Annotated in this window: 22 protein-coding genes; 13 read left to right on the top strand and 9 right to left on the bottom strand. The window is 67.9% G+C overall.

Going from position 1 to position 20,832, the window contains the following annotated elements:
• Positions 1–14: 14 nt before the first annotated feature.
• The gene (locus VAPA_RS21735; protein WP_041946188.1) at positions 15–3,650 is read right to left on the bottom strand and encodes a hybrid sensor histidine kinase/response regulator; all 3,636 of its coding nucleotides are present in this window, start codon (positions 3,648–3,650) and stop codon (positions 15–17) included.
• 105 nt (positions 3,651–3,755) lie between these two features.
• Here VAPA_RS21735 and VAPA_RS21740 point away from each other — a divergent pair, with 105 nt between their 5' ends.
• Genes VAPA_RS21740 through ureC form a run of 4 tightly spaced genes read left to right on the top strand, consistent with a single transcriptional unit; the run spans position 3,756 to position 6,749 of the window.
• Positions 3,756–4,058, top strand: a complete 303-nt coding sequence (locus tag VAPA_RS21740) for an urease subunit gamma (RefSeq protein ID WP_015867014.1) — start codon at positions 3,756–3,758, stop codon at positions 4,056–4,058.
• Between the two features lie 32 nt (positions 4,059–4,090).
• Positions 4,091–4,687, top strand: coding sequence for a HupE/UreJ family protein (locus VAPA_RS21745; protein WP_021008917.1), 597 nt, complete (start codon positions 4,091–4,093; stop codon positions 4,685–4,687).
• An 8-nt stretch (positions 4,688–4,695) separates the two neighbouring features.
• Complete coding sequence (locus VAPA_RS21750) at positions 4,696–5,001, top strand: urease subunit beta (RefSeq protein ID WP_021008918.1); 306 nt, start codon at positions 4,696–4,698, stop codon at positions 4,999–5,001.
• Positions 5,001–6,749, top strand: coding sequence for an urease subunit alpha (gene ureC / locus VAPA_RS21755; protein WP_021008919.1), 1,749 nt, complete (start codon positions 5,001–5,003; stop codon positions 6,747–6,749). Before VAPA_RS21750 ends, ureC begins: the two co-directional genes overlap by 1 nt.
• Before the next feature lie 3 nt (positions 6,750–6,752).
• Here ureC and VAPA_RS21760 read toward each other — a convergent pair whose 3' ends face one another.
• Positions 6,753–7,157: a type II toxin-antitoxin system death-on-curing family toxin gene (locus VAPA_RS21760; RefSeq protein ID WP_021008920.1), complete on the bottom strand. Its 405-nt coding sequence runs from the start codon at positions 7,155–7,157 to the stop codon at positions 6,753–6,755.
• Entirely contained in the window at positions 7,154–7,381 is a 228-nt protein-coding gene (locus VAPA_RS21765; RefSeq protein ID WP_021008921.1) for an AbrB/MazE/SpoVT family DNA-binding domain-containing protein, read from the bottom strand. The genes VAPA_RS21760 and VAPA_RS21765 overlap by 4 nt, the downstream gene beginning before the upstream one ends.
• 71 nt (positions 7,382–7,452) lie before the next feature.
• Here VAPA_RS21765 and ureE point away from each other — a divergent pair, with 71 nt between their 5' ends.
• From ureE to ureG, 3 genes are all read left to right on the top strand, one after another.
• Complete coding sequence (ureE, locus tag VAPA_RS21770; RefSeq protein ID WP_021008922.1) at positions 7,453–8,055, top strand: urease accessory protein UreE; 603 nt, start codon at positions 7,453–7,455, stop codon at positions 8,053–8,055.
• A 65-nt stretch (positions 8,056–8,120) separates the two neighbouring features.
• Complete coding sequence (locus tag VAPA_RS21775) at positions 8,121–8,792, top strand: urease accessory protein UreF (RefSeq protein WP_021008923.1); 672 nt, start codon at positions 8,121–8,123, stop codon at positions 8,790–8,792.
• Positions 8,793–8,810: 18 nt separating this feature from the next.
• On the top strand, positions 8,811–9,461 hold the full coding sequence (ureG, locus tag VAPA_RS21780) for an urease accessory protein UreG (protein WP_021008924.1): 651 nt from the start codon (positions 8,811–8,813) through the stop codon (positions 9,459–9,461).
• A gap of 11 nt (positions 9,462–9,472) precedes the next feature.
• On the opposite strand, the gene VAPA_RS21785 is transcribed toward ureG, so the two are convergent.
• The 3 genes from VAPA_RS21785 to VAPA_RS21795 all read right to left on the bottom strand — a co-directional run bounded on the left by VAPA_RS21785 (position 9,473) and on the right by VAPA_RS21795 (position 12,302).
• Positions 9,473–9,985 (bottom strand): hypothetical protein, encoded by a 513-nt coding sequence (locus tag VAPA_RS21785; protein WP_230558905.1) that lies wholly within the window; start codon positions 9,983–9,985, stop codon positions 9,473–9,475.
• A gap of 155 nt (positions 9,986–10,140) precedes the next feature.
• Positions 10,141–10,764, bottom strand: a complete 624-nt coding sequence (locus VAPA_RS21790) for an ATP-binding protein (RefSeq protein ID WP_021008926.1) — start codon at positions 10,762–10,764, stop codon at positions 10,141–10,143.
• 380 nt (positions 10,765–11,144) lie between these two features.
• On the bottom strand, positions 11,145–12,302 hold the full coding sequence (locus VAPA_RS21795; protein ID WP_021008928.1) for a porin: 1,158 nt from the start codon (positions 12,300–12,302) through the stop codon (positions 11,145–11,147).
• Positions 12,303–12,503: 201 nt separating this feature from the next.
• Between VAPA_RS21795 and VAPA_RS21800 the strand changes: the two genes are divergently transcribed.
• The 3 genes from VAPA_RS21800 to VAPA_RS21810 all read left to right on the top strand — a co-directional run bounded on the left by VAPA_RS21800 (position 12,504) and on the right by VAPA_RS21810 (position 16,346).
• Complete coding sequence (locus VAPA_RS21800) at positions 12,504–13,172, top strand: nuclease-related domain-containing protein (protein WP_021008929.1); 669 nt, start codon at positions 12,504–12,506, stop codon at positions 13,170–13,172.
• 74 nt (positions 13,173–13,246) lie between these two features.
• Positions 13,247–15,649, top strand: coding sequence for an outer membrane protein assembly factor BamA (gene bamA / locus VAPA_RS21805; protein ID WP_021008930.1), 2,403 nt, complete (start codon positions 13,247–13,249; stop codon positions 15,647–15,649).
• A 16-nt stretch (positions 15,650–15,665) separates the two neighbouring features.
• Positions 15,666–16,346, top strand: coding sequence for a response regulator (locus VAPA_RS21810; RefSeq protein ID WP_021008931.1), 681 nt, complete (start codon positions 15,666–15,668; stop codon positions 16,344–16,346).
• On the opposite strand, the gene VAPA_RS33970 is transcribed toward VAPA_RS21810, so the two are convergent.
• Genes VAPA_RS33970 through VAPA_RS33975 form a run of 3 tightly spaced genes read right to left on the bottom strand, consistent with a single transcriptional unit; the run spans position 16,307 to position 17,693 of the window.
• Positions 16,307–16,537, bottom strand: coding sequence for a hypothetical protein (locus VAPA_RS33970; RefSeq protein WP_230558906.1), 231 nt, complete (start codon positions 16,535–16,537; stop codon positions 16,307–16,309). The two genes, VAPA_RS21810 and VAPA_RS33970, sit on opposite strands and share 40 nt — an antisense overlap.
• A gap of 47 nt (positions 16,538–16,584) precedes the next feature.
• The gene (locus VAPA_RS21815; protein WP_021008933.1) at positions 16,585–17,415 is read right to left on the bottom strand and encodes an intradiol ring-cleavage dioxygenase; all 831 of its coding nucleotides are present in this window, start codon (positions 17,413–17,415) and stop codon (positions 16,585–16,587) included.
• Positions 17,412–17,693, bottom strand: a complete 282-nt coding sequence (locus VAPA_RS33975) for a hypothetical protein (RefSeq protein ID WP_230558907.1) — start codon at positions 17,691–17,693, stop codon at positions 17,412–17,414. The genes VAPA_RS21815 and VAPA_RS33975 overlap by 4 nt, the downstream gene beginning before the upstream one ends.
• 152 nt (positions 17,694–17,845) lie before the next feature.
• Between VAPA_RS33975 and VAPA_RS21825 the strand changes: the two genes are divergently transcribed.
• From VAPA_RS21825 to VAPA_RS21835, 3 genes are all read left to right on the top strand, one after another.
• On the top strand, positions 17,846–19,435 hold the full coding sequence (locus VAPA_RS21825; RefSeq protein WP_021008935.1) for an ATP-binding protein: 1,590 nt from the start codon (positions 17,846–17,848) through the stop codon (positions 19,433–19,435).
• Entirely contained in the window at positions 19,432–20,124 is a 693-nt protein-coding gene (locus tag VAPA_RS21830) for a response regulator (RefSeq protein WP_021008936.1), read from the top strand. Before VAPA_RS21825 ends, VAPA_RS21830 begins: the two co-directional genes overlap by 4 nt.
• A 130-nt stretch (positions 20,125–20,254) precedes the next feature.
• Entirely contained in the window at positions 20,255–20,701 is a 447-nt protein-coding gene (locus VAPA_RS21835; protein WP_021008937.1) for a universal stress protein, read from the top strand.
• Positions 20,702–20,832 lie beyond the last annotated feature (131 nt).

Below are 20,832 nucleotides of genomic sequence, written 5' to 3' on the forward strand. Positions count from 1 at the left end.
GTCGCCATCTTTTCTCAGCCTGCGCTCGTTGCGGCAGCCAGCGCCCGGCTCATGGCCTCGAACTGGAACTGGCGCGCGAGCACGCGCTGCGCCTCGGTCCAGGCCAGGCATTCGGGCTGTTCGGCGTCGATCTCGTCGAGCTGGTTCATGATGCCGCGAAAGTAGCCCAGGCTCACCGCTTCGTCGAGTGCGCGCAGCCGCGCCAGCGAAGGCGCCAGCATGGCGCGCGCCGCGGCAGCGGGCGCCGGCTTCGCGGCGGTGTCGGTCCACCGCAGGCCGAGGCGGCGTTCGAGCCAGTCGAGCAGTTCCGTGTGGCGCACCGGCTTGACGAAGAAATCTTCCGGCGCAATGCCCACGTCGTTCTCCAGGCCCTTGTCAAAGGCATTGGCCGAGACGATGGCCACGCAGGCATCGGCCAGCCCGAGCTTGCGCGCGCGGCGGATCGTCTCCCAGCCATCGATGCCCGGCATCGCGAGGTCGACGAACATCGCATCGGGGCGGTAGCCGGCCGCGATGAGGTCGAGCGCGTCGTGGCCGCTGGCGGCGCTGCGCAGGTCGAAGCCGAGCGGCGCCAGAACGTGGCCCAGCAGGTCGCGGTCGGCCTCCTCGTTGTCGACCACCAGCAGCCGCCGGCGCGGGCCTTCGTAGCCGCGCCGCGCACGCTGCACCGGCACCGGCCGGCCCGAGGCGCCCACCGTGTCGTGCACGCGCGGCAGGAAGAGCCGCACGCAGAAGAGCGACCCTTCCCCCGGCGTGCTGCGCACCTTCATCTCGCCGCCCATCAGGTCGGTCAGCATCTTGGCGATGGTGAGGCCCAGCCCCGCGCCGGGCGTGGATGCCGCGGCCGCATCGCCGCGCGTGAAGGGCTCGAAGATGCGCTCGATGTCCTCGGCCGTCATGCCGGGGCCGGTGTCCTCGATCTCGACCGAGGCGAATTCGCGCGCATAAGAAAGCCGCAGCCTCACCTCGCCCGCGGCCGTGAACTTGATGGCATTGCCCAGCAGATTGATGAGGATCTGGCACACCCGCTTCTCGTCGGCGCGCACCACCTCGGGCAAGGTGCCCGTGGTCTCGAAGCGGAAGCGCAGCCCCTTCTCGGCCGCCTGCAGTTCGAACATGTCGGCCAGCTCGCGCAGGGTGTCTGCAAAGCGCATGGGCCTTGCATGCAGCGTGAGCTTGCCGGCCTCGATGTGCGCAATGGCCAACGTGCCTTCGATGAGCGACAGCAGATGCTCGCCGCCGCGCTTGATCACCGCCACGGCTTGCTGGCGATGCGGTGGCACGGACTGATCCTCGCCCATCAGCTGCGCGTAGCCCAGGATGCTGTTGAGCGGTGTGCGCAGCTCGTGGCTGATGGCGCTGATGTAGCGGCTCTTGGCCTGGTTGGCCTGGTCGGCGGCGCGGCGGGCCTGCTCGGCCGCGAGCTTGGCCTGCTCGGCGACTTCGCGCGCTTCCTCCGCCGTCTGCTTGGCCGATTGCAATGCCCGGTCGGTGGCGCGGTGCAGCTCGATCTCGCGCATCAGCAGATGGGTCTGGCGGTTCGATTCTTCCTGCGCGACTCTCCGGCTCTGGTGCGCCAGCACCAGCCACCAGGCCACCACGCCCGCAATCACCAGCAGCGCCATGTACGCCTTGAGAAACCCCGAGCGCAATGCCGACTGCTGCACGCCGGCCAGCGCCTCGGCCACCTCGGACTGCGACTGCGAGGCCAGCTGCAGCGCGCTCTCGCCCAATGCGCGCAGCTCCTGCTGGTAGAGCACGCCGAACACCACCGCCAGCACCGGCACGATGATCAGCATCAGCAGCAGGAAGTGTCCCAGGCCGGTGTCGAGATAGCGCCAGCTGAAGCGTGGCAGCAGCCAGCGCAGCACCGACGACCATTGGGCCGACAGGCTCGCATGCGGCTTGCACAGGTCGCCGCAGCGCGCGTCGAGCGTGCAGCACAGCGAGCAGATCGCGCCCTGGTAGGCCGGGCAGTGGGCCATGTCGGGGCCTTCGTACTCGCGCTCGCAGATCACGCAGTGCTGCACCTTGAGGCGCCAATAGCTGCCTTCCGCGCCGCCCTCGTCCACGGCGTGCTCGACCCGTGCCCAGCGCACCGCGCGCGGGCCCGCGGCCGGTACAAAGGCGACCGCGCCATGGCCGGCCGATCCCCGTGCCAGGTAGTACTTGCCGCCCGTCGCCCAGGCCAGCAGCGGCGAAACCACCAGCGCCGTGCCCAGCGCAATGAGCGCCGAGAAGGCCTGCGCCAGCGGCCCGAAAACGCCCAGGTGGGCGGTGATCGACAGCACCGAGGCCAGCGCCATCGCGCCGACGCCCACCGGATTGATGTCCCACAGGTGGGCCCGCTTGAACTCGATGCCCGGCGGCGACAGGCCCAGCGGCTTGTTGATGACCAGGTCGGCCACCACCGCCATCATCCAGGCGATGGCGATGTTGGCGAACAGGCCGAGCACGTCGCCCAGCGCCTCGAAAACGTTCATCTCCATCAGCATGAAGGCGATGAGCGCGTTGAACACCACCCACACCACGCGCCCCGGATGGCTGTGCGCCACGCGCGAGAAGAAGTTGCTCCAGGCCAGCGAGCCCGCATAGGCGTTGGTGACGTTGATCTTGAGCTGCGAGATCACCACGAACAGCGCGGTCGCGGCCACGGCCCAGCCGTAGTTCGGAAACACGTACTCGTAGGCCGCCAGGTACATCTGGTTCGGGTCGACCGCGCGCTCGACCGGCACCATGTGCGTGATCGCCAGATAGGCCAGCAGCGCCCCGCCCAGCATCTTGAGCACGCCCAGCACCACCCAGCCCGGCCCGCCCGCCAGCACGCCGGCCCACCAGCGCCGGGCGCCCGCGGCCGTTCGCGCGGGCATGAAGCGCAGGTAGTCGGCCTGCTCCCCCATCTGGGTGATCAGCGCGATGCCGACCGTCAACGCAGCGCCAAACAGGTGCAGGTCGAAGCCCTTGGCGCCAGTCTTCACACCGTTGTAGTGCACGATGCCCGCAAACGCACCAGGATCGCGCACCAGCACGAAGACAAAGGGCACCACCAGCATCACCAGCCACAGCGGCTGGGTCCACAGCTGCAGACGGCTGATGGCCGATACGCCGTGGGTGACCAGCGGAATCACCACCAGCGCGCACACCAGGTAGCCCCACACCGGCGGCACGCCGAGCGCGAGTTCGAGCGCGTAGGCCATCACCGCCGCCTCGAGCGCGAAGAAGATGAAGGTGAACGAGGCGTAGATCAGCGAAGTGAGCGTGGAGCCGATGTAGCCGAAGCCCGCGCCGCGCGTCAGCAGGTCCATGTCGACGCCATAGCGCGCGGCATACACGCTGATCGGCACGCCGGCCAGGAAGATGATGAGCCCCGTCGCCACGATGGCCCAGAACGCGTTGGCGAAGCCGTACTGCACCAGCAGCGTCGCACCGACCGCCTCCAGTATCAGGAACGACGCCGCCCCGAACGCCGTGTTGGCTACGCGCCATTCGGACCACTTGCGAAAGCGCTGCGGCGTGTAGCGCAGCGCATAGTCCTCGAGCGTCTCGCTCGCCACCCAGCTGTTGTAGTCGCGCCGCACCTTGACGATGCGCTGGGGCGCGTCGTCGGGGCTGGGGGTGGCGGCGTCGGGGTTCACACCGTTTCGGTGCATCTTTCGTGCCATCCATACGTCTTTTGGCGAACACCGGCACGACTGTTGCAAAGACGAAGCCTGCCCAATAATGGCCGACCTCCACGCCTCCCGAAGCCGCCTCCCATGGAACTGACCCCGCGCGAAAAAGACAAACTGCTGATCTTCACTGCAGCACTGCTGGCCGAACGCCGCAAGGCGCGGGGGCTGAAGCTCAACTACCCCGAAGCCGTCGCGCTGATCTCCGCCGCCGTGATGGAAGGCGCGCGCGACGGAAAGAGCGTCGCGGCGCTGATGAGCGAAGGCCGCACGGTGCTCACCCGCGCCGACGTGATGGACGGCATCGCCGAGATGATCCCGGACATCCAGGTGGAAGCCACCTTTCCCGACGGCACCAAGCTGGTCACCGTGCACCAACCCATCGTCTGAGCCGCCAAACAAGAAAGAAAGAAGACCCTGCCATGCGCAACTCCTCCAAGACCCTCACCCTGCTTGCCATGCTGCTGCCGCTCGCGGCCGGCGCCCACACCGGCGCCGACGGCGGCATGCACCACGGCTTCGCCACCGGCTTCCTGCATCCGCTGGCCGGCGCCGACCACCTGGCCGCGATGGTCGCAGTCGGCCTCTGGAGCGCGCTGGCCGCGCGCCGCGCCTGGCCCGATCTGCTGTGGGCGCCGCTGGCCTTCGCCGGCATGCTGCTGGTGGGCGCGCTGATGGGGCTGGCGGGCGTGCAGCTGCCGGCCGTCGAACCGATGATCGCGGCCTCGCTGCTCGTGCTGGGCCTGCTGGTCGTCACGCGCGTGCATCTGCTGGCCGTGGTGGCCATGGCGGTGGTCGGCGTGTTCGCGGTGTTCCACGGCGTGGCCCACGGCTACGAGCTGGCCAGCGAAGACGGTGCGGCCCTCACGCTGGCCGGCATGGTCTGCGCCACGGTGCTGCTGCACGCCGCTGGCATCGCGATGGGCTGGGCGCTGCGCCACGCCAACGCCTGGCTGCCACGCGTGGCCGGCGCCGCTGTGCTCGGCCTGGGCGCAACGCTGCTGGCCCAGGCCATCTGAGGCCGGCCATGATCCCTGGCGAACTCCTCACCGACGACGGCGAGCACGCGCTCAACCCCGGCCGCCGCACGCTCACGCTGGTGGTGCAGAACACCGCCGACCGGCCAATCCAGGTCGGCTCGCACTATCACTTTGCCGAGACGAATGGCGCGCTCGGCTTCGACCGCGAGGCCGCACGCGGCATGCGGCTGAACATTGCCTCGGGCGCCGCGGTGCGCTTCGAGCCGGGCCAGCAGCGCACGGTCGAGCTCGTCGATTTTTCGGGCGATCGCATCGTCTACGGCTTTCGCGGCCTCGTTCAAGGGAAGCTCTGATGGCGACCATTTCAAGGCGTGCCTACGCTGAAATCTTCGGCCCCACCGTGGGCGACCGCGTCCGTCTTGCGGACACCAACCTGCTGATCGAAGTCGAGGCCGACTACACGCTGCGCGCCGGCGGCTACGGCGAAGAGGTGAAGTTCGGCGGCGGCAAGACCATCCGCGATGGCATGGCGCAGTCGCAGCGCACTCGCGCACAGGGAGCCGTCGACACCGTGCTGACCAACGCGCTGATCCTCGACCACTGGGGCATCGTGAAGGCCGACATCGGCTTGAAGGACGGCCGCATCGCCGCCGTCGGCAAGGCCGGCAATCCCGACGTGCAGCCGGGCGTGGACATCGTCATCGGACCGGGCACCGAGATCATCAGCTGCGAGGGCAACATCGTCACGGCCGGCGGCATCGACAGCCACATCCACTTCATCTGCCCGCAGCAGATCGAGGAGGCGCTCGCCTCCGGCATCACCACCATGCTGGGCGGCGGCACCGGCCCCGCCACCGGCACCTTCGCGACCACCGCCACCCCCGGCCCCTGGCACATCGAACGCATGCTGCAGGCCGCCGATGCGTTCCCGATGAACCTGGGCTTCCTCGGCAAGGGCAATGCGAGCCTTCCCGATGCGCTGCACGAGCAGATCGAAGCCGGCGTCATCGGGCTCAAGCTGCACGAAGACTGGGGCACCACGCCTTCGGCCATCAGCAACTGTCTGGACGTGGCCGACGCCACCGACACGCAGGTGGCGATCCACAGCGACACGCTCAACGAATCGGGCTTCGTCGAGAACACCATCGCCGCCGTGGGCGGCCGCGCGATCTGCGCCTTCCACACCGAAGGCGCGGGCGGCGGCCATGCGCCCGACATCCTGCGCGTGGTGGGCGAGGAGAACTTCCTGCCCTCCTCCACCAACCCCACCATGCCCTACACGGTGAACACGCTCGACGAACACGTCGACATGCTCATGGTGTGCCATCACCTGGACGCCGGCATTGCCGAGGACCTGGCCTTTGCCGAGTCTCGCATCCGCAAGGAAACCATTGCCGCCGAAGACGTGCTGCACGACCTGGGCGCGATCAGCATGTTCAGTTCCGACAGCCAGGCCATGGGCCGCGTCGGCGAAGTGGTGCTGCGCTGCTGGCAGACGGCGCACAAGATGAAACTGCAGCGCGGCTGGCTGCCACCCGCGCCCGGTACGGGTGCGGACTCGCTGGACAACAACGAGCGCAACGACAACTTCCGCGCCAAGCGCTACGTGGCCAAGTACACGATCAACCCCGCCATCTCGCACGGCATCGCGCACGAGGTGGGCTCGATCGAGGTCGGCAAGTGGGCCGACCTCGTGATCTGGAAACCCGCCTTCTTCGGCGTGAAGCCCTTCACCCTCATCAAGGGCGGCACCATCGCGATGGCCGCCATGGGCGACCCCAACGCGTCGATTCCCACGCCGCAGCCGGTGCACTACCGGCCGATGTTCGGCAGCTACGGCGGCTCGCTGGCCAGGAGCTCGCTGACCTTCGTCTCGCAGGCCGGGCTGGCCGCAGGCATCAAGGAGCGCTACGGCCTTTCGAAGCACCTCAGCGCGGTGAAGAACATCCGCAACGTGCGCAAGAAGGACCTGATCCACAACGGCTACACGCCGAAGATGGAGATCGATGCGCAGACCTATGCGGTGCGTGCCGACGGGCATCTGCTGACCTGCGATCCGGCGGTGCAGCTGCCGCTGACGCAGCGGTATTTCCTGTTCTGAATGTCAGCTGCTTCGAGGCGCGAGATGAGCGCGGACCCACTCCGCGAGCGCCTCTTCGTCGAGCTGGCCTGCGGCGAGCTTGAGTGTGGTCAGCACGCAGTCGTGGTCGGTCGCGCGAAGCTCGAAACCATTGAGGTCCAGAAAAACTTCCATGGCGACGAAAGCCGTTCTCTTGTTGCCGTCGGTGAATGGATGGTTGCGGGCAATCCCGAAGGCGTAGCTCGCAGCCAGTGCCGCCGCGTCGGGCGATTCGTACAGCGCCCGGTTTTGCGGTCGCCCCATGGCGGAAACGAGCAGCCCCTCGTCGCGTACTCCGGCGGGACCTCCATGCTCGGCCAGCTGTTCTTCGTGGACAGCATGAATCAATTGAAGGCTGAGCCAGACCCAGGCGTCGTTCGCGGCGCTCACTTGGCGAGCTCGCGCAGCACGTTGCGCCGCTTCTTCATGATGCGGCGGGCTGCTTCCATCTGGCGCTCGAACTCCTCGTCATACGGAGTCAGGGTGAACCCTCCGCCTGCGGCTTGCGTCAGGTAAATCGTGTCACCCTTGCCGACATTCATGCTCGCCAGCACTTCCTTGGGCAGGATGACTCCGACCGAGTTGCCGATCTGGGTCAGTTTGAGGGCGGACATGGAAAGCTCCATTCAATCGAAGTTATAACAAGCGTTATATTATTCCGCCTCACTGGGAGTCGCAAGCCACCATGCTCACCGCCAACAAACTCATGCCCCAAGGCCGCGGCCTTGCGCCCGTGCTGCTCAAGCGCGCTGCCACCATCGAACTCGACTGGGACGTGCGCCAGAAAAGCCGCTTCGACGCCACCGATTCGCAGGGCCGGCAGATCGGCGTGTTCCTGCCGCGTGGCACCGCCGTGCGCGGCGGCGACGTGCTGGTGGCCGAAGACGGCTCGCTGATCCGCGTCATCGCGGCGCCGCAGCCGGTGCTGCGCATCACGCATTGCACGGCCCACGGCACGCCGTTCGACCTGACGCGCGCGGCCTATCACCTGGGTAACCGGCATGTGCCGATCGAGCTCAAGCCCGACCACCTGAAGATCGAGCCCGACCATGTGCTGGCCGACATGCTGCGATCGATGCACCTGATCGTCGTGGCGGCCGAGGAAGCCTTCGAGCCCGAGGGCGGCGCGTATGGGTCGCACGAGCATTCGCATGGCGGCGGCCACGATCATGCGCACGACCATGGCAACAGCAAAGGTCCGAAGCCGCTCGTGCTCGCACCGGAACTGCTCGATGACCACGACCATTCGCACGGTCACGACCACGGCCATCACGGGCACTCTCACTGAAATGAGATCCTGCTTCCCGGTTCGTCGCGAGCACCCCGCAACACAACGCGCGGCGAAAAGCTGACATGCCCGACGCCCATAGCCTCCTGCAGCTCATCTGGCTCGCCTCCCCGGCCCTGCCCGTGGGCGGCTTTTCCTATTCGGAAGGCGTCGAGGCGGCCGTCGAATGGGTCGGCATCGATTCGGAAGCCAAGGCCATCGAGTGGCTCTCCGACCAGCTGCACCTGAGCTTCGCGCGCGGCGACCTCGCGCTCGTGGCGCAGGCCATCCCCGCCTGGCGCGCCGGCGATGCAGCGCGCATCCGCGAACTCAACGGCTGGGTCATGGCCACGCGCGAATCGGCCGAGTTCTTCCTGCAGACCGAGCAGATGGGCCGCTCTTTTGTCGAATGGCTCAAGCTGCACCACGACGACACGGCCGCGGTCTTTGCCGACCTGCCTGCGAGCTATCCCATCGCCTTTGCCTTTGCCGCGAGCCGCACCGGTGCCCCGGTGCACGACGGCTGCCTGGCCTTCGCCTTCGGCTGGGCCGAGAACATGGTGGCCGCGGCCGTCAAGGCGGTGCCGCTGGGCCAGAGCGCGGGCCAGCGCATCCTGGCGCGGCTGGCAAACGAGATTCCCGCCGCCGTCGAGCGTGCGATGCGCCTCGGCGACGACGAGCGCCAGGCCTTTGCGCCCCTGCTGGCCGTGTTGTCGGCACGCCATGAAACACAATACTCGCGCCTCTTCAGAAGCTGACCGAACCGGACAACGCCCATGACCTCCGCCCTGCACCACATTCCCCATCGCACCAAGAAACTGCCGCCGCTGCGCGTGGGCATCGGCGGACCGGTCGGCTCGGGCAAGACCACGCTGCTCGAGATGCTTTGCAAGGCCATGCGCGACAAGTACGACCTCGTCGCCATCACCAACGACATCTACACCAAGGAAGACCAGCGCCTGCTGACCGTGGCCGGCGCCCTGCCCGCCGAACGCATCATGGGCGTGGAAACCGGCGGCTGCCCCCACACCGCCATCCGGGAAGACGCCTCGATCAACCTCGAGGCCATCGACCGCATGCTCGAGGACTTTCCCGATGCCGACGTGGTGTTCGTCGAATCGGGCGGCGACAACCTCGCGGCCACTTTCAGCCCCGAGCTGTCGGACCTGACGATCTACGTGATCGACGTGGCGGCCGGCGAGAAGATTCCGCGCAAGGGCGGCCCCGGCATCACCAAGAGCGACCTGTTCGTCATCAACAAGACGGATCTTGCGCCCTACGTCGGTGCGAACCTCGACGTGATGGAGCAGGACACGCAGCGCATGCGCCGGCAGCGGCCCTACGTGATGACCAACCTCAAGACCCACACCGGCGTGGCCGAGGTGGTGGCGTTCATCGAGAAACGCGGCATGCTCGACGCGGCCTGAGCCGCTCTCCTTCAGAGCTCGCTGCCATCGCGGACCTGCCGCGCCTTGTAGACCAGCCGCACACTCGCGCGGCGTGCATCGCGCACGTGCTGCAGGTACACGTCGGCGGCTTCGCTCGTCCACGCCGCGTAGGCGGTGCCGGGATCGTTCGACGCCAGTTCGCCGCCGAAAGCCCCGCGCCCCCATCGAAGCAGTTCGGCAAATGCGGCCGCACCGCCGTCGGGCAGGGCCTGCGCGGATGCGAGGAACTCGACGCGCCGCAGCTGCGAATCGGCAAAGAAGAAGATCGGCTCGAACACCAGCCCCGCCATCGAGACCGGCGCCGCCTGCCAGCTGCCGATCAGGCCACCTGCGAGCCGCTGCGGCCGCTGCACACGCTCGAGCGCAGGCATCGCGGCCTGCAGTTCGCCGGGCGTCATGCCGAGCCGCACGCCGGGCGGCAAGGCCTGCGCATGCAGCGCCCCGGCAGCGAAGACTGCAGCGCCCGCGGCGAATGCGCGGACGAAAGGACCGAAAGAGGGCAAGAGAACAACGGATCGCAGCTTCGACATCGGAACAAGCAATAAACACTGGCGGCCAGGACAGACGGCCGCAAGTATCGCGCGGGGCGAAGGCCGGCGTTCTCGGCGGTATCGAATGACCCGCGTGAACGGCTGGCGCAGCATGCAGAGCCTGGTGCTCAGCCCGCCACCGATGTTGTCTGCCCAGGCAGCGGCAGGCGCAGCGTCAGGCCCAGCGCGCCGCCCGCGTGCGGCGCCGCATAGATGCGCCCGCCGTGGCGGCTGGCAATGCGCTCGCACACGCGTGCACTGGCATGGCCGGCGGCCTGCGTCGCCTCGAGGAAGCGCGCCAGCGGCGGGCTCGCGTCGGAGGCGTCGAGATCCCTCCAGTGGACGACGGCCTGGCCGCTTTCCACCCGCGCCGAGACCTGCAGCGTGGCGCCGGGGGACATGACTTTTGCCGCATACCGCGCAACCTTCGAGAGCAGATCCTCCAGCTCGGCCTCGATGCCGAACACAGGCACCACCTCGTGCGGAACCCGGATGTCGAAGCGGATAGGCCAGCCGGATGCGCCTTCGGAACTTTCGAGACTCCGCAGCGACGCAACAAGCGGCCGGAGGTCCTGCATGCTGCTCTCGTGCATCTTCTGCTGCGCCTCGCGCCGGGCCTGTGCGGCCATCTCGCGTGCTTGCGCGCCGGCCTTGAGATTGGAAACGAGCAGGGAGGCGATGAAGGCCAGCACCGCGGCCAGGCCGAGTGCGACGACGATGGCAATGGCCAGGCCCAGATTGCTTGAATACATGGGTCGTGCGCCTTCAACGCCCCTGCGGCGGCCGGAACTCCAGGGCACCGCCGGGGCCGCGTTCGCAAGTACCCGACAAGCTGTCGGCGCGCGGGCCCGGAAGCACCGGGCGCGCGCCTTCGGCCTGGCCGGCGCACACATCCCATGCGGCCATCGGCGGCCTTGGCGGCGCTTCGCCGCGAAAACCCGCGTGCCCGCTCCAGCCGGGTGGCGGACCATGGGGCGGCGGTGGCGCAAGCATGATGCAGCCGGACAAACCGGCAGCGGCGAGCAAGCTCGCCAGGTGATGGATTCTGATCATTTGAAACTCATGAACAAATTCACGGGCACGTGCGGCGGGGCCCCGCATTGCGCGGCCCCGCCGCACACCGCCTCACGCGTCAGAACGCGTGCCGGATGCCGAAGTCGTAACCGGTGGACGAACGCGGCAGGCCCGTGTAGCTGACGCCGGCACTGCCGTAGCCGGTGGTGCTCGCGGCGCTCAGGCTGCCGGTGTAGGCCGCATCGTTGCGGTTGTTCACGCGTGCCACCGTCGCGTACAGGGCCGTGCGCTTCGAGAGGTTGTGCACATAGCCGATGGCCAGCTTCTGTGCGCGCGGATCTTCGCCCGTGATGCCGACGGCGCCTTCGTCGTAGCGCACGGTGGAGTACGACGCGCGGATCACGCCCGCGCCCACCGGCATGCTCGCGCCGATCAGGTAGCCGTTGTAGCTGTCGTGGCTGTTGCCGACGGCCAGGTCGAACTTGTTCTTCACGTTCGAGAGCTCGCCGAACAGCTTGACGGGACCGAAGTCGTACGACGCGCCGAGGTTGATGGTCTGCACCTTGCGGGTCAGCGAGGTGGTGTCCACGGCGACGTTCTCGCCCATCGCCAATGCGACGTCGAGCGGCCCGTTCGCATAGCCGAAACGGCCACCGACGTAGCGGCCGGCGCTGCTGCTGGTTGCGGCCGTGAGGTCGGTGGCGCTGGTCTTGGTGTTCTCGTTCAGGCTGTACTGCAGCTGGCCGTAGAAGCCGCCGAGGTTGGGCGGCAGGAAATAGCCGACCATGTTGCTGGCACGCACGTAGTTGGCGTTGTTCAGGCCGGTGCTGCCGCTCACGGTGTTGATCACGCTGGAGCCCGAGCCGTTGGTGCCGAACGGATCGAAGACCGTGTCGTTCCAGAAGGTGGCGGTGTAGTCCCGGCCCAGGCGCACCTCGCCGAAGCCGCCCGAAAGGCTCACGGTGGAACGGCGGTTGAAGGTGGAGATGCCGGTGGCGCCGTCGTCGTTGGTGATCGGCGCTTCGAGCCAGAAGCTGGCGGCCAGCCCGCCGCCCAGGTCTTCCGTGCCCCGGAAGCCGATGCGGCTGGAGTTGTAGCCCGAGTTGGCGAGGCTCCACTTGCTTTGCTTGGAGGTGAGGCCCGTGGTCGCATCGCGCGAGGTGGCCGACTGGTAGGTCACGCCGGCATCGATGACGCCGAACAACGTGACGGACGATTGGGCAGAGGCCAGGCCGGTAACGGCCAGCGCGGCGAGTGCCGTGAGGGATTTCTTCATTCAGGTTTCTCCGGTTTTCAGCAGCTCTTCATCGAGCAGCTGGACGGATGGTCCTGTTCAAATTTGGAGGAATCTGGTCGATGCAGCCTGCTTTGCATCGACTGTTGTTTGTGCGCACGCCCAAGCCCCTCGGCCATGCAAGGCCTCGTACCAGAAATCTCCCAAATGGCACGCAATGCTCGGCACCCGAAGGAGCCCGACATGACCATTGCATTGCAGAACACCATCGCAGCCTCGCTGGGTGTGCAGCAGCTCGCCAGCGCATTCAGCCCGGCCTTTTCCCATCTGCGCATTCTTCGCAACCTGATCATCCCGATGCCCGAGGGGAGCCCGGTTCGCACCGCCAGGATCGATGCGGTGCTGGTGTGCGAAACCGGCGTCTACCTGTTCGAGATCAAGGCCTGGCGCAATGCCTTCGTCTACCGCAAGAAGTCGGACCAGGCACCGCCGCGCTGGTTTCTGCGCCTGCAGGGCTGCAGCCGGGCACGCGAGGTGAAGGACCCCGCATGGCAGGGCGGCCGCAAGACCACGCAGCTGCGAAGCCTGCTGTGCGACGACCTGCGGCTGCAGTATTTCGTGCTGCTGCCCTGCGAAGGCGTCGAACTCGAAGGCGTGATGCCCGCCGCCGTGATCACGCAGCAGGACCTGCCCTACATTGCGCGCCTGGTGCGCAACAACGGCCGCACCGCGCGCACCTATCCGCTGCTGGATGCCGACGCCATCGACCGCACCGCGCAGCGGCTGCTCGACATCCAGGGCAGCCTTTCGCTCGACGACCACATGCAGAACTGCCGCGAAAGAAGCGAACAGATTTCCACGCGCTGGAACGGCGCGGGCGCCGCTGCGGCCGCCGGCATCGGACTGCAGTAGCGGCGCCTCGGGCACGCCCCCGCGGGACGCAGGGCGTCCCAGATTTCTCCGACTTTGGCAGGGACCATGCGGCGATGAATCCTTTCAAGACCGCATCCGCCCTTGCCGCACTGTTCATCTCGACCGCGTGTTTTCCCGCCTGGGCCGCCGATCCGTTCACCGTCAGGGACATCCGGCTGGAGGGCCTGCAGCGCGTGGAGCCCGGAACGGTCTTTGCCAGGCTCGGCATCAAGGCGGGCGACACCTACAGCGACGACCGCGGCAGCGCGGCCATCCGCTCGCTGTTCGAGCTCGGCCTCTTCAAGGACGTGCGCATCGACGTCAACGGCAGCGTGCTGGTGGTGATCGTCGAGGAACGCCCTTCGATTGCCGACGTCGACTTCGTCGGCACCAAGGAGTTCGACAAGGCCGCGCTCCAGAAGGCGCTGCGCAGCGTGGGCCTGGCCGAGGGCCAGCCCTACGACAAGGCGCTGGTCGACCGCGCGGAGCAGGAGCTCAAGCGGCAGTACGTCGGCCGCAGCCTCTACAGCGCGCAGGTCATCACCACCGTGACGCCGCTGGAGCGCAACCGGGTCAACCTGACTTTCACCGTGACCGAAGGCGAGTCCGCGCGCATCAAGGAAGTGCGCGTGGTCGGCAACCAGGCCTTCGGCGAAAGCACCCTGCTCGACCTGTTCGACCAGGACAGCGGCGGCTGGCTGAGCTGGTACACCAAGTCGAACCAGTATTCGCGCAGCAAGCTCGACGGCGACCTGGAGACGCTGCGCTCCTTCTACATCACGCGCGGCTATCTCGAGTTCCGCATCGACTCCACCCAGGTCGCCATTTCGCCGGACCGGGAGACGCTCACGCTCACGGTCAACATCACCGAAGGGCAGAAGTTCGCGGTGGCCGGCGTCAAGCTCGCGGGCAACTACCTGGGCCGCGAGGACGAGTTCAAGTCGCTCGTGGCGATCCGCCCTGGCCAGCCCTACAACGGCGAAGACGTGAGCGCAACCACCAAGGCCTTCACCGACTATTTCGGCACCTTCGGCTATGCCTTCGCACGCGTCAAGGCAGAACCCGAAATCGACCGCGACAACAACCGCGTCACGCTGGTGCTGCGGGCGGAGCCCTCGCGGCGCGCCTACGTGCGGCGCCTGAACATCGGAGGCAATGCAAGAACGCGCGACGAAGTCATCCGCCGCGAGTTCCGGCAGTACGAGGGCGCCTGGTACGACGGCAACAAGATCAAGCTCTCGCGCGACCGCGTGGACCGCCTCGGCTTCTTCACCGACGTGAACGTCGAAACCACCGAGGTGCCGGGATCGCCCGACCTGATCGACCTGGCGGTCAACGTGACCGAAAAACCCACCGGTTCGCTGCAGCTCGGCGCAGGCTACTCGTCGACCGACAAGGTGTCGCTGAGCTTCGGCATCACGCAGGAGAACGTGTTCGGCACGGGCAACTACCTGGGCCTGCAGGTCAACACGAGCTCGTACAACCGCACCATCTCCCTCACCGCCACCGACCCGTACTTCACGCCAAGCGGCATCTCGCGCACCTTCAACGTGTTCCACAACACCACCCGCCCCTACTACGAGGCGGACGGCAACTACAAGCTCGCGAGCGACGGCGGCTCGGTGCGCTTCGGGCTGCCGCTCGGGGAGCTGGACACGGTCTACCTGGGCATCGGCGTGGAGCGCTACAGCTTCACGCCGGGCACCAACGGCGCCTACACGCTGGTCGACGGCTCCTATGTGTACACAGGCACGCCGCAGGCCTACCTCGACTACTTCCAGTGCACGGGCACCGCGCCGAGCGTGGTGTGCGCATCGAAGAACATGGTGGGCATTCCCGCGACCATCGGCTGGGCGCGCGACGACCGCGACAGTGCGCTGGTGCCGACCAAGGGCCGACTGCAGAGCGCCAACCTCGAGGTGGGCGTGGGCAGCGAGCTGCGCTACCTGAAGAGCACCTACCAGTACCAGCAGTACTTCGCGCTTTCCAAGCAATACACGCTGGCGATCAACGGCCAGCTCGGCTATGCCAAGGCGCTGGGCGGCACCGCGTATCCCATCTTCAAGAACTTCTATGCGGGCGGGCTGGGCTCCATCCGCGGCTTCGAGCAGAACTCGCTCGGGCCGACCGATGCGGTCACGGGCGGTGCGCTCGGCGGCACGCGCAAGGCCATCTTCAACATGGAGTTCAGCACGCCCTTCCCGGGCGCGGGCAACGACCGGTCGCTGCGGCTCTACACCTTCGTCGATGCCGGCAACGTGTTCGCGGAGCGCACCGCGAGCATGACCGACGCGCAGTGGAAGGCGCAGAACCGCCTGCGCGCATCGGCGGGGGTGGGCATCAGCTGGATTTCTCCGCTCGGCCCGCTGCGCCTGGCCTATGCGGTGCCGCTCGTGTACCAGAAGCTCGACGAAGCCAACGGCATTGCGGCGGACCGGACGCAGCGCTTCCAGTTCCAGATCGGCACGTCGTTCTGAAGCGGAGCACCCATCCATGAGCCGCATCCTGCTGGCCGAAAAAGGCCGCGAGATGGCCGCCGCGCTGCTCGAAGGGCTGCAGCGCGCCGGCCACCACGTGGAGCACATCGCCGATGGCGCGGCCGCGCTCGACCGCATCCTCACTTCACCGCCGGCCCTCACGCTGCTCGACACCGCGCTGCCGCGCATCGGCGGCCTTCGGGTGCTGGAGAAGGTCCGCTCGCACAGCGACCATCCGATCATCGTGCTGACGGCCCGCACGCGCGAGGCCGACCGCCTGCGCGGCCTCGACCTGGGCGCCGACGACTACGTGTGCAAGCCCTTCTCGCCGCGCGAAGTGGTGGCGCGCGTGAACACGGTGCTGCGCCGGCATGCGCAGCGCCAGCGCATCGCCATGCCCTCGCCTTCGGTGGCGTTCGGCGGCAGCGCCCGCAGCGTGAAGATCGAGGGGCGGCTGCTCGCGCTCACGGGCCGCGAGTTGAACCTGCTGCAGGCACTCTCCCGCGAGCCGGGCCGGGTGTTTTCACGCTCGGCGCTGCTCGAAGCCGCGTTCGCCGACGCGCTCGACATCAACGAGCGCGCGGTCGACGGGCACATCAAGAACCTGCGCAAGAAGCTCGCCGCCGCATCGCCCTCGCACGACTGGATCCGCTCGATCTACGGTGTCGGCTTCACCTTCGAGGAACGGCCGGCCTGAGGCCGGGTGCAAGCGGCGCGCGGCGGCCGGGCCGCGCGGCTGTCGGTGGCCATGATCGGCGCCAGGGTGGAAAGACCGGAACTCCCTGCGCGGGCCTCGTCGGCCGCGGCGCACCCGCCGCTCGCCGCCACCACGACGCCGATCACCAGGCCGCAAGCGGCCAGCAAACCCAGGAGGCGCTGCGCCAGCATGGGTCCTTGGTCTTCCGCAGCCTCGGCGCGGGCGTGCCAGACGGCGCTCAAGCGCGCCGGGGCACGATGGCCCGTGTACGTGCCTCGCCTTCGGGCGCCGAAGGCTGCGGCGGCCCTTCCCCAGGACCAGGGAAGCCGCTGGCAGGCGCGTCGCGGTTCGGGCCCGGCCCCGGCGGATGCTCCGCCGCCGGACTGGAAGCCGGGTCGACCACCAGCGTCAGCGTTGCCACGTAGCGCTGGCGTTCTTCCCGCACCGCGCCGACCACCGTGTGGCCGGCCTTCAATGCGATGCCATCGGTGCTGTTGAGCGTGTCTCGAAGCCGTGCGCGCTTGTAGCCTGCCACCTGCGCGTAGAGGTATTCGCTCAGCGCATCGGGAAGGAAGAACTGCGAAGTGAGAACCGTGCGTGCTCCGTTCAGCACCTTGAAGTGGATGTGCGTGGTACGCCCTGCATACCAGCCGGGATAGATGGTGGCAAACGCCACGGCGCCGGTGCGGTCGGCGTGCTGGCTTCCGCGAAGGAAGGTCCTGCCCTCGAACGAGAGGCTGCGGTCTTCGCCTTGTTCGCCGAAGCCCGAATAGCGGCCTTGCGCATCGCAATGCCACAGGTCCACACGCAGGCCGCGCAGCGGCTTGCCGGCCGTGTCGAGCACCGTGAAGCGAACCTCCAGCGGAACGCCAGCGAGGCCTTCCGTGATGTCGGAGCGGAGCTTCGCGGCGTCGATGTAGTAGGGCCCCTCCGTGGCCTGCGCGGTCAGGGGCAGCGCACGCGCAGCCGCTGCACTGGAGGGCGCCGCGGCGCAAAGCCCTGCCGCGCCGATGGCGGCCAGCAGGCCGCGGCGCCCAACGGCCCCGGGTTTCCTGTCATGTGTCGTCATGGCTTCTCTTTTCCTGCCGCGATGCCGATCCCGGCCGATCGGGTGGCGCGCGCCTCTGCCCACACGACCAGCAGCGCCCAGACATGGGTCACCGCCCAGAAAAGCGCGGCCAGCAGCAGCAACAGCGTGTCGATGCCCGGGTCGGACCAGAGTTCTGCCCATGACCACGGTGAAGACGCCGGCGCGCAGTACGCCGGGCTCGCCCATGCGAGCGCGGGGGCAACAAGGGCCTGGAAGGTCCTCTTCTTCGTTGGGCATCGGTGCGTGAACGGGTTCATGGCACGCATCGTGCGATCCGATTCGGGAGAAATGTGGGAGAGAGGGTTCTCCCAATTTCCTCCTCGATTCGCGGCCATGATCGGCCGTTTCCCATGACGCCTCCCCGCCCTGAGCGCATGCCGCAGAATGCGGCCATGCATCCCCCGAGCCCATGCCGCGCCTGACACTTTCCAGGAAGATCTTCCTGGCGCTGGCCGCCTTGCTGATCGTGCTTCTGCTCAGCTTCGCGGGGCTCTCCATCGTTGCGCTGCAACGCGGCCTCGGCTCCTACGTTGCCGAGATCGAGATCCGGCGCATGGACTGGCTCTCGCAGCTGCTGCTCAAGCACTATGCGGCCAACGGCGACTGGAAGAAGCTGCAGGGCAACGACGACGCCTGGCATCGCCTGCAGATGGGCCGGCTCGCCGCTGTACTCGATGGCGCAAGCAACGCCGACGAAAGAAAGCTCCCGCCCTGGTACGAGAACCGCGGGCCGGGCGGAGGCGGCAATGGGCCCGAAGGAGGTGGCGAGAACGGGTCCCGGCCACCGCCTCCCCCGCCCTCGCCCCAGCTCGAGCTGCTGCCCAGGCGGTTTGCGCCGCCACCGCCGCTGTGGTTCTTTCCCGATCCGCGCGAGGCCGCCGACTCGATCTACCAGCGCCTGGGCGTGGTCGACGCGCACGGCGCGCACGTGGTCGGCGCGAAGATCGATCAGGAGAATGCCGCGCGGCTGCCGATCCGGCATGGCCGGTCGGTCGTCGGCTATCTGGTGCTGGCGCCGATGCAGGGCCTCGAGAGCGAGGCCGATCGCGCCTTTCTCGCACGCCAGTCCGGTGTGATCGCCCTCACCGGCTTGTGCGGGCTGGCCTTTGCCCTGATGCTGTCGTGGCTGCTGGCGCGCCGCTGGTTCAGGCCGATCGACGAACTCACGCAGGCGGCGCAGGACGTGGCGCGCGGACGGCTGTCCACGCGCGTGGCCGTCCGTGGCTCGGACGAATTGGCGCTGCTCGGCAAGACCTTCAACGACATGGCGCAGCGCCTCGACACGGTGGAAGCCTCGCGCCGCGCCTGGCTGGCCGATGCCGCGCACGAGCTGCGCACGCCGCTGGCCGCCATGCGCGCAGAAATCGAGGCGCTGCAGGACGGCGTGCGCACCTTCGACGAGCGCACCGCGCTGCGCCTTCATCGCCAGGTGATCCGGCTCGGCCAGCTGGTGGACGACCTGCGCAGCAGCATGCGCGAGCCGCAGAGCGATCTGCTCACGACGGCCGTGTTCCCGCTCTCGCTGCTGAAGGAAGCGCTCGACCACACGCGCGACCGCTTCGCCGCGCGCGGAATCACGGTCGAGCGCAGCGCCATCGACCGCGTCTCGGCACAGGCCCAGCCGATGATCGACGGCGACGCGCACCGGCTGCACCAGGTCTTCATGAATCTGCTGGAGAACACCCTCGCCTACACCGATGCCGGCGGCCAGCTGCGCATCGGCGCCACGGTCGACGGGGCCTGGACGGGCAACAGCCTGACGCTGCATTTCGACGACAGCGCCCCGGGCGTTCCCGAACCGGAAATGCCGCGCCTGTTCGACCGGCTGTTCCGCGGCGAGTCGTCGCGCAGCCGCGAACTGGGCGGCTCCGGACTCGGCCTGTCGATCTGCCGCGCGACCATCGAAGCCCATGGCGGCACCATCGACGCCCAGGCTTCCGAACTCGGCGGACTGCGCGTGACCATCACGCTCCCGCTCTCCAGGACCGCATCGCCATGACCCGCATCGTCATCGTCGAGGACGAACTCGACATCGCTTCGGTGGTTCAGGACTACCTGCGCCATGCCGGCTACGAGACCACGCATTTCGCCGATGGCCAGAGCGCGCTCGACCATCTCATCGCGTCACCGCCCGAGCTCACGCTGCTCGACATCATGCTGCCGCGGCTCGACGGCATCGAGGTGCTGCGCCGCGCGCGGGAACACACCAGCCATCCCATCATCATGCTCACCGCGCGCATCGAGGAGGTCGACCGCCTGCTCGGCCTGGAGCTGGGTGCCGACGACTATGTCTGCAAGCCCTTCTCCCCGCGCGAACTGGTGGCGCGCGTGCGCGCCGTGCTGCGGCGCACCGCACCGCCCGCGGAACGCAGCCAGGCCCTCCAGGGCATGCACGGCCTGATGCTGGACGACGTGCATTGGCGGGCATCGCTCGAAGGCACGCCGCTCAATCTCACGCGCCGCGAGTTCGGCCTGCTTCAGGTGCTGTCGCGGCACCCTGGCCGCATCTTCTCGCGCGCCCGCCTGCTCGAGCTGGCCTACGACGACACCATGGACGTGACGGAGCGCGCCATCGACAGCCACGTCAAGAACCTGCGGCGCAAGCTCGGCGCCGTCACGCCCTCGCACGACTGGATCCGCTCCGTCTACGGCGTGGGGTTTGCATGGGAGGCGCCGGGGCAGGGCTGAGCCTGCATCGGCGCTCTCCCGTCGTTTGCGATTAGGGGCCGCAGCCCAGCTTCTTTCCTTGCAGGGCCGATACCCGGGAACTAGACTGAATGCGAAGGCACCCGCAGTGCCGGGGGCCAAGGAGTCGGCCATGTACAAGCGTATTCTCGTCGCCACCGATGGCTCTTCGCTCTCCGAACAGGCGGTCGCCACCGCCATCGATCTTGCCCTGCTGGCCCAGGCGGAACTGGTGAGCGTCAACGTCGCGCACCTTCAGCCCTACGGCTATTTCGAAGGTTCGATGGTGCTGAACCAGCGCGAGATCGAAGCCTCGCAAGAACAGACGCAGCAGGCCGCCCAGCGCCTGGTCGATGCGGTCAGGAGCGCCGCCATCGCCAGGGGTGTGCGCAGCGCGCAAGCCATCGTCATGAAGTCGAACCAGGTGGCCGAAGCCATCATCGCGACAGCCAAGAACCAGGAGTGCGACCTGATCGTGATGGCCTCGCACGGCCGGCGCAGCCTTGCGCGGCTGCTGATGGGCAGCGAGACGCTGCATGTGCTGACCCACTCGCACATTCCGGTGCTGGTGCTGCGATAGAAGCCCCGACTGAATTGCGCTCGAAGTGAAATTTTTCACGATCGGGCGCCGGCGTTGCCCGCCCCTCGTGAACGCGTCGCTCTCAGGGCGAATCACTCTCCTGCTGCCTCATTCGCATCTCGCGCAGAGCT

Source organism: Variovorax paradoxus B4 (assembly GCF_000463015.1).
In the GTDB taxonomy this organism is placed as follows: Bacteria; Pseudomonadota; Gammaproteobacteria; order Burkholderiales; family Burkholderiaceae_C; genus Variovorax; species Variovorax paradoxus_E.

What these genes read in the sequence shown, in the direction of transcription:
- VAPA_RS21735 (WP_041946188.1), bottom strand. Translation starts at nt 3,650, where the DNA reads ATGCACCGAAACGGTGTGAACCCCGACGCCGCCACCCCCAGCCCCGAC.
- VAPA_RS21740 (WP_015867014.1), top strand. Translation starts at nt 3,756, where the DNA reads ATGGAACTGACCCCGCGCGAAAAAGACAAACTGCTGATCTTCACTGCA.
- VAPA_RS21745 (WP_021008917.1), top strand. Translation starts at nt 4,091, where the DNA reads ATGCGCAACTCCTCCAAGACCCTCACCCTGCTTGCCATGCTGCTGCCG.
- VAPA_RS21750 (WP_021008918.1), top strand. Translation starts at nt 4,696, where the DNA reads ATGATCCCTGGCGAACTCCTCACCGACGACGGCGAGCACGCGCTCAAC.
- ureC (WP_021008919.1), top strand. Translation starts at nt 5,001, where the DNA reads ATGGCGACCATTTCAAGGCGTGCCTACGCTGAAATCTTCGGCCCCACC.
- VAPA_RS21765 (WP_021008921.1), bottom strand. Translation starts at nt 7,381, where the DNA reads ATGTCCGCCCTCAAACTGACCCAGATCGGCAACTCGGTCGGAGTCATC.
- ureE (WP_021008922.1), top strand. Translation starts at nt 7,453, where the DNA reads ATGCTCACCGCCAACAAACTCATGCCCCAAGGCCGCGGCCTTGCGCCC.
- VAPA_RS21775 (WP_021008923.1), top strand. Translation starts at nt 8,121, where the DNA reads ATGCCCGACGCCCATAGCCTCCTGCAGCTCATCTGGCTCGCCTCCCCG.
- ureG (WP_021008924.1), top strand. Translation starts at nt 8,811, where the DNA reads ATGACCTCCGCCCTGCACCACATTCCCCATCGCACCAAGAAACTGCCG.
- VAPA_RS21790 (WP_021008926.1), bottom strand. Translation starts at nt 10,764, where the DNA reads ATGTATTCAAGCAATCTGGGCCTGGCCATTGCCATCGTCGTCGCACTC.
- VAPA_RS21795 (WP_021008928.1), bottom strand. Translation starts at nt 12,302, where the DNA reads ATGAAGAAATCCCTCACGGCACTCGCCGCGCTGGCCGTTACCGGCCTG.
- VAPA_RS21800 (WP_021008929.1), top strand. Translation starts at nt 12,504, where the DNA reads ATGACCATTGCATTGCAGAACACCATCGCAGCCTCGCTGGGTGTGCAG.
- bamA (WP_021008930.1), top strand. Translation starts at nt 13,247, where the DNA reads ATGAATCCTTTCAAGACCGCATCCGCCCTTGCCGCACTGTTCATCTCG.
- VAPA_RS21810 (WP_021008931.1), top strand. Translation starts at nt 15,666, where the DNA reads ATGAGCCGCATCCTGCTGGCCGAAAAAGGCCGCGAGATGGCCGCCGCG.
- VAPA_RS33970 (WP_230558906.1), bottom strand. Translation starts at nt 16,537, where the DNA reads ATGCTGGCGCAGCGCCTCCTGGGTTTGCTGGCCGCTTGCGGCCTGGTG.
- VAPA_RS21815 (WP_021008933.1), bottom strand. Translation starts at nt 17,415, where the DNA reads ATGACGACACATGACAGGAAACCCGGGGCCGTTGGGCGCCGCGGCCTG.
- VAPA_RS33975 (WP_230558907.1), bottom strand. Translation starts at nt 17,693, where the DNA reads ATGAACCCGTTCACGCACCGATGCCCAACGAAGAAGAGGACCTTCCAG.
- VAPA_RS21825 (WP_021008935.1), top strand. Translation starts at nt 17,846, where the DNA reads ATGCCGCGCCTGACACTTTCCAGGAAGATCTTCCTGGCGCTGGCCGCC.
- VAPA_RS21830 (WP_021008936.1), top strand. Translation starts at nt 19,432, where the DNA reads ATGACCCGCATCGTCATCGTCGAGGACGAACTCGACATCGCTTCGGTG.
- VAPA_RS21835 (WP_021008937.1), top strand. Translation starts at nt 20,255, where the DNA reads ATGTACAAGCGTATTCTCGTCGCCACCGATGGCTCTTCGCTCTCCGAA.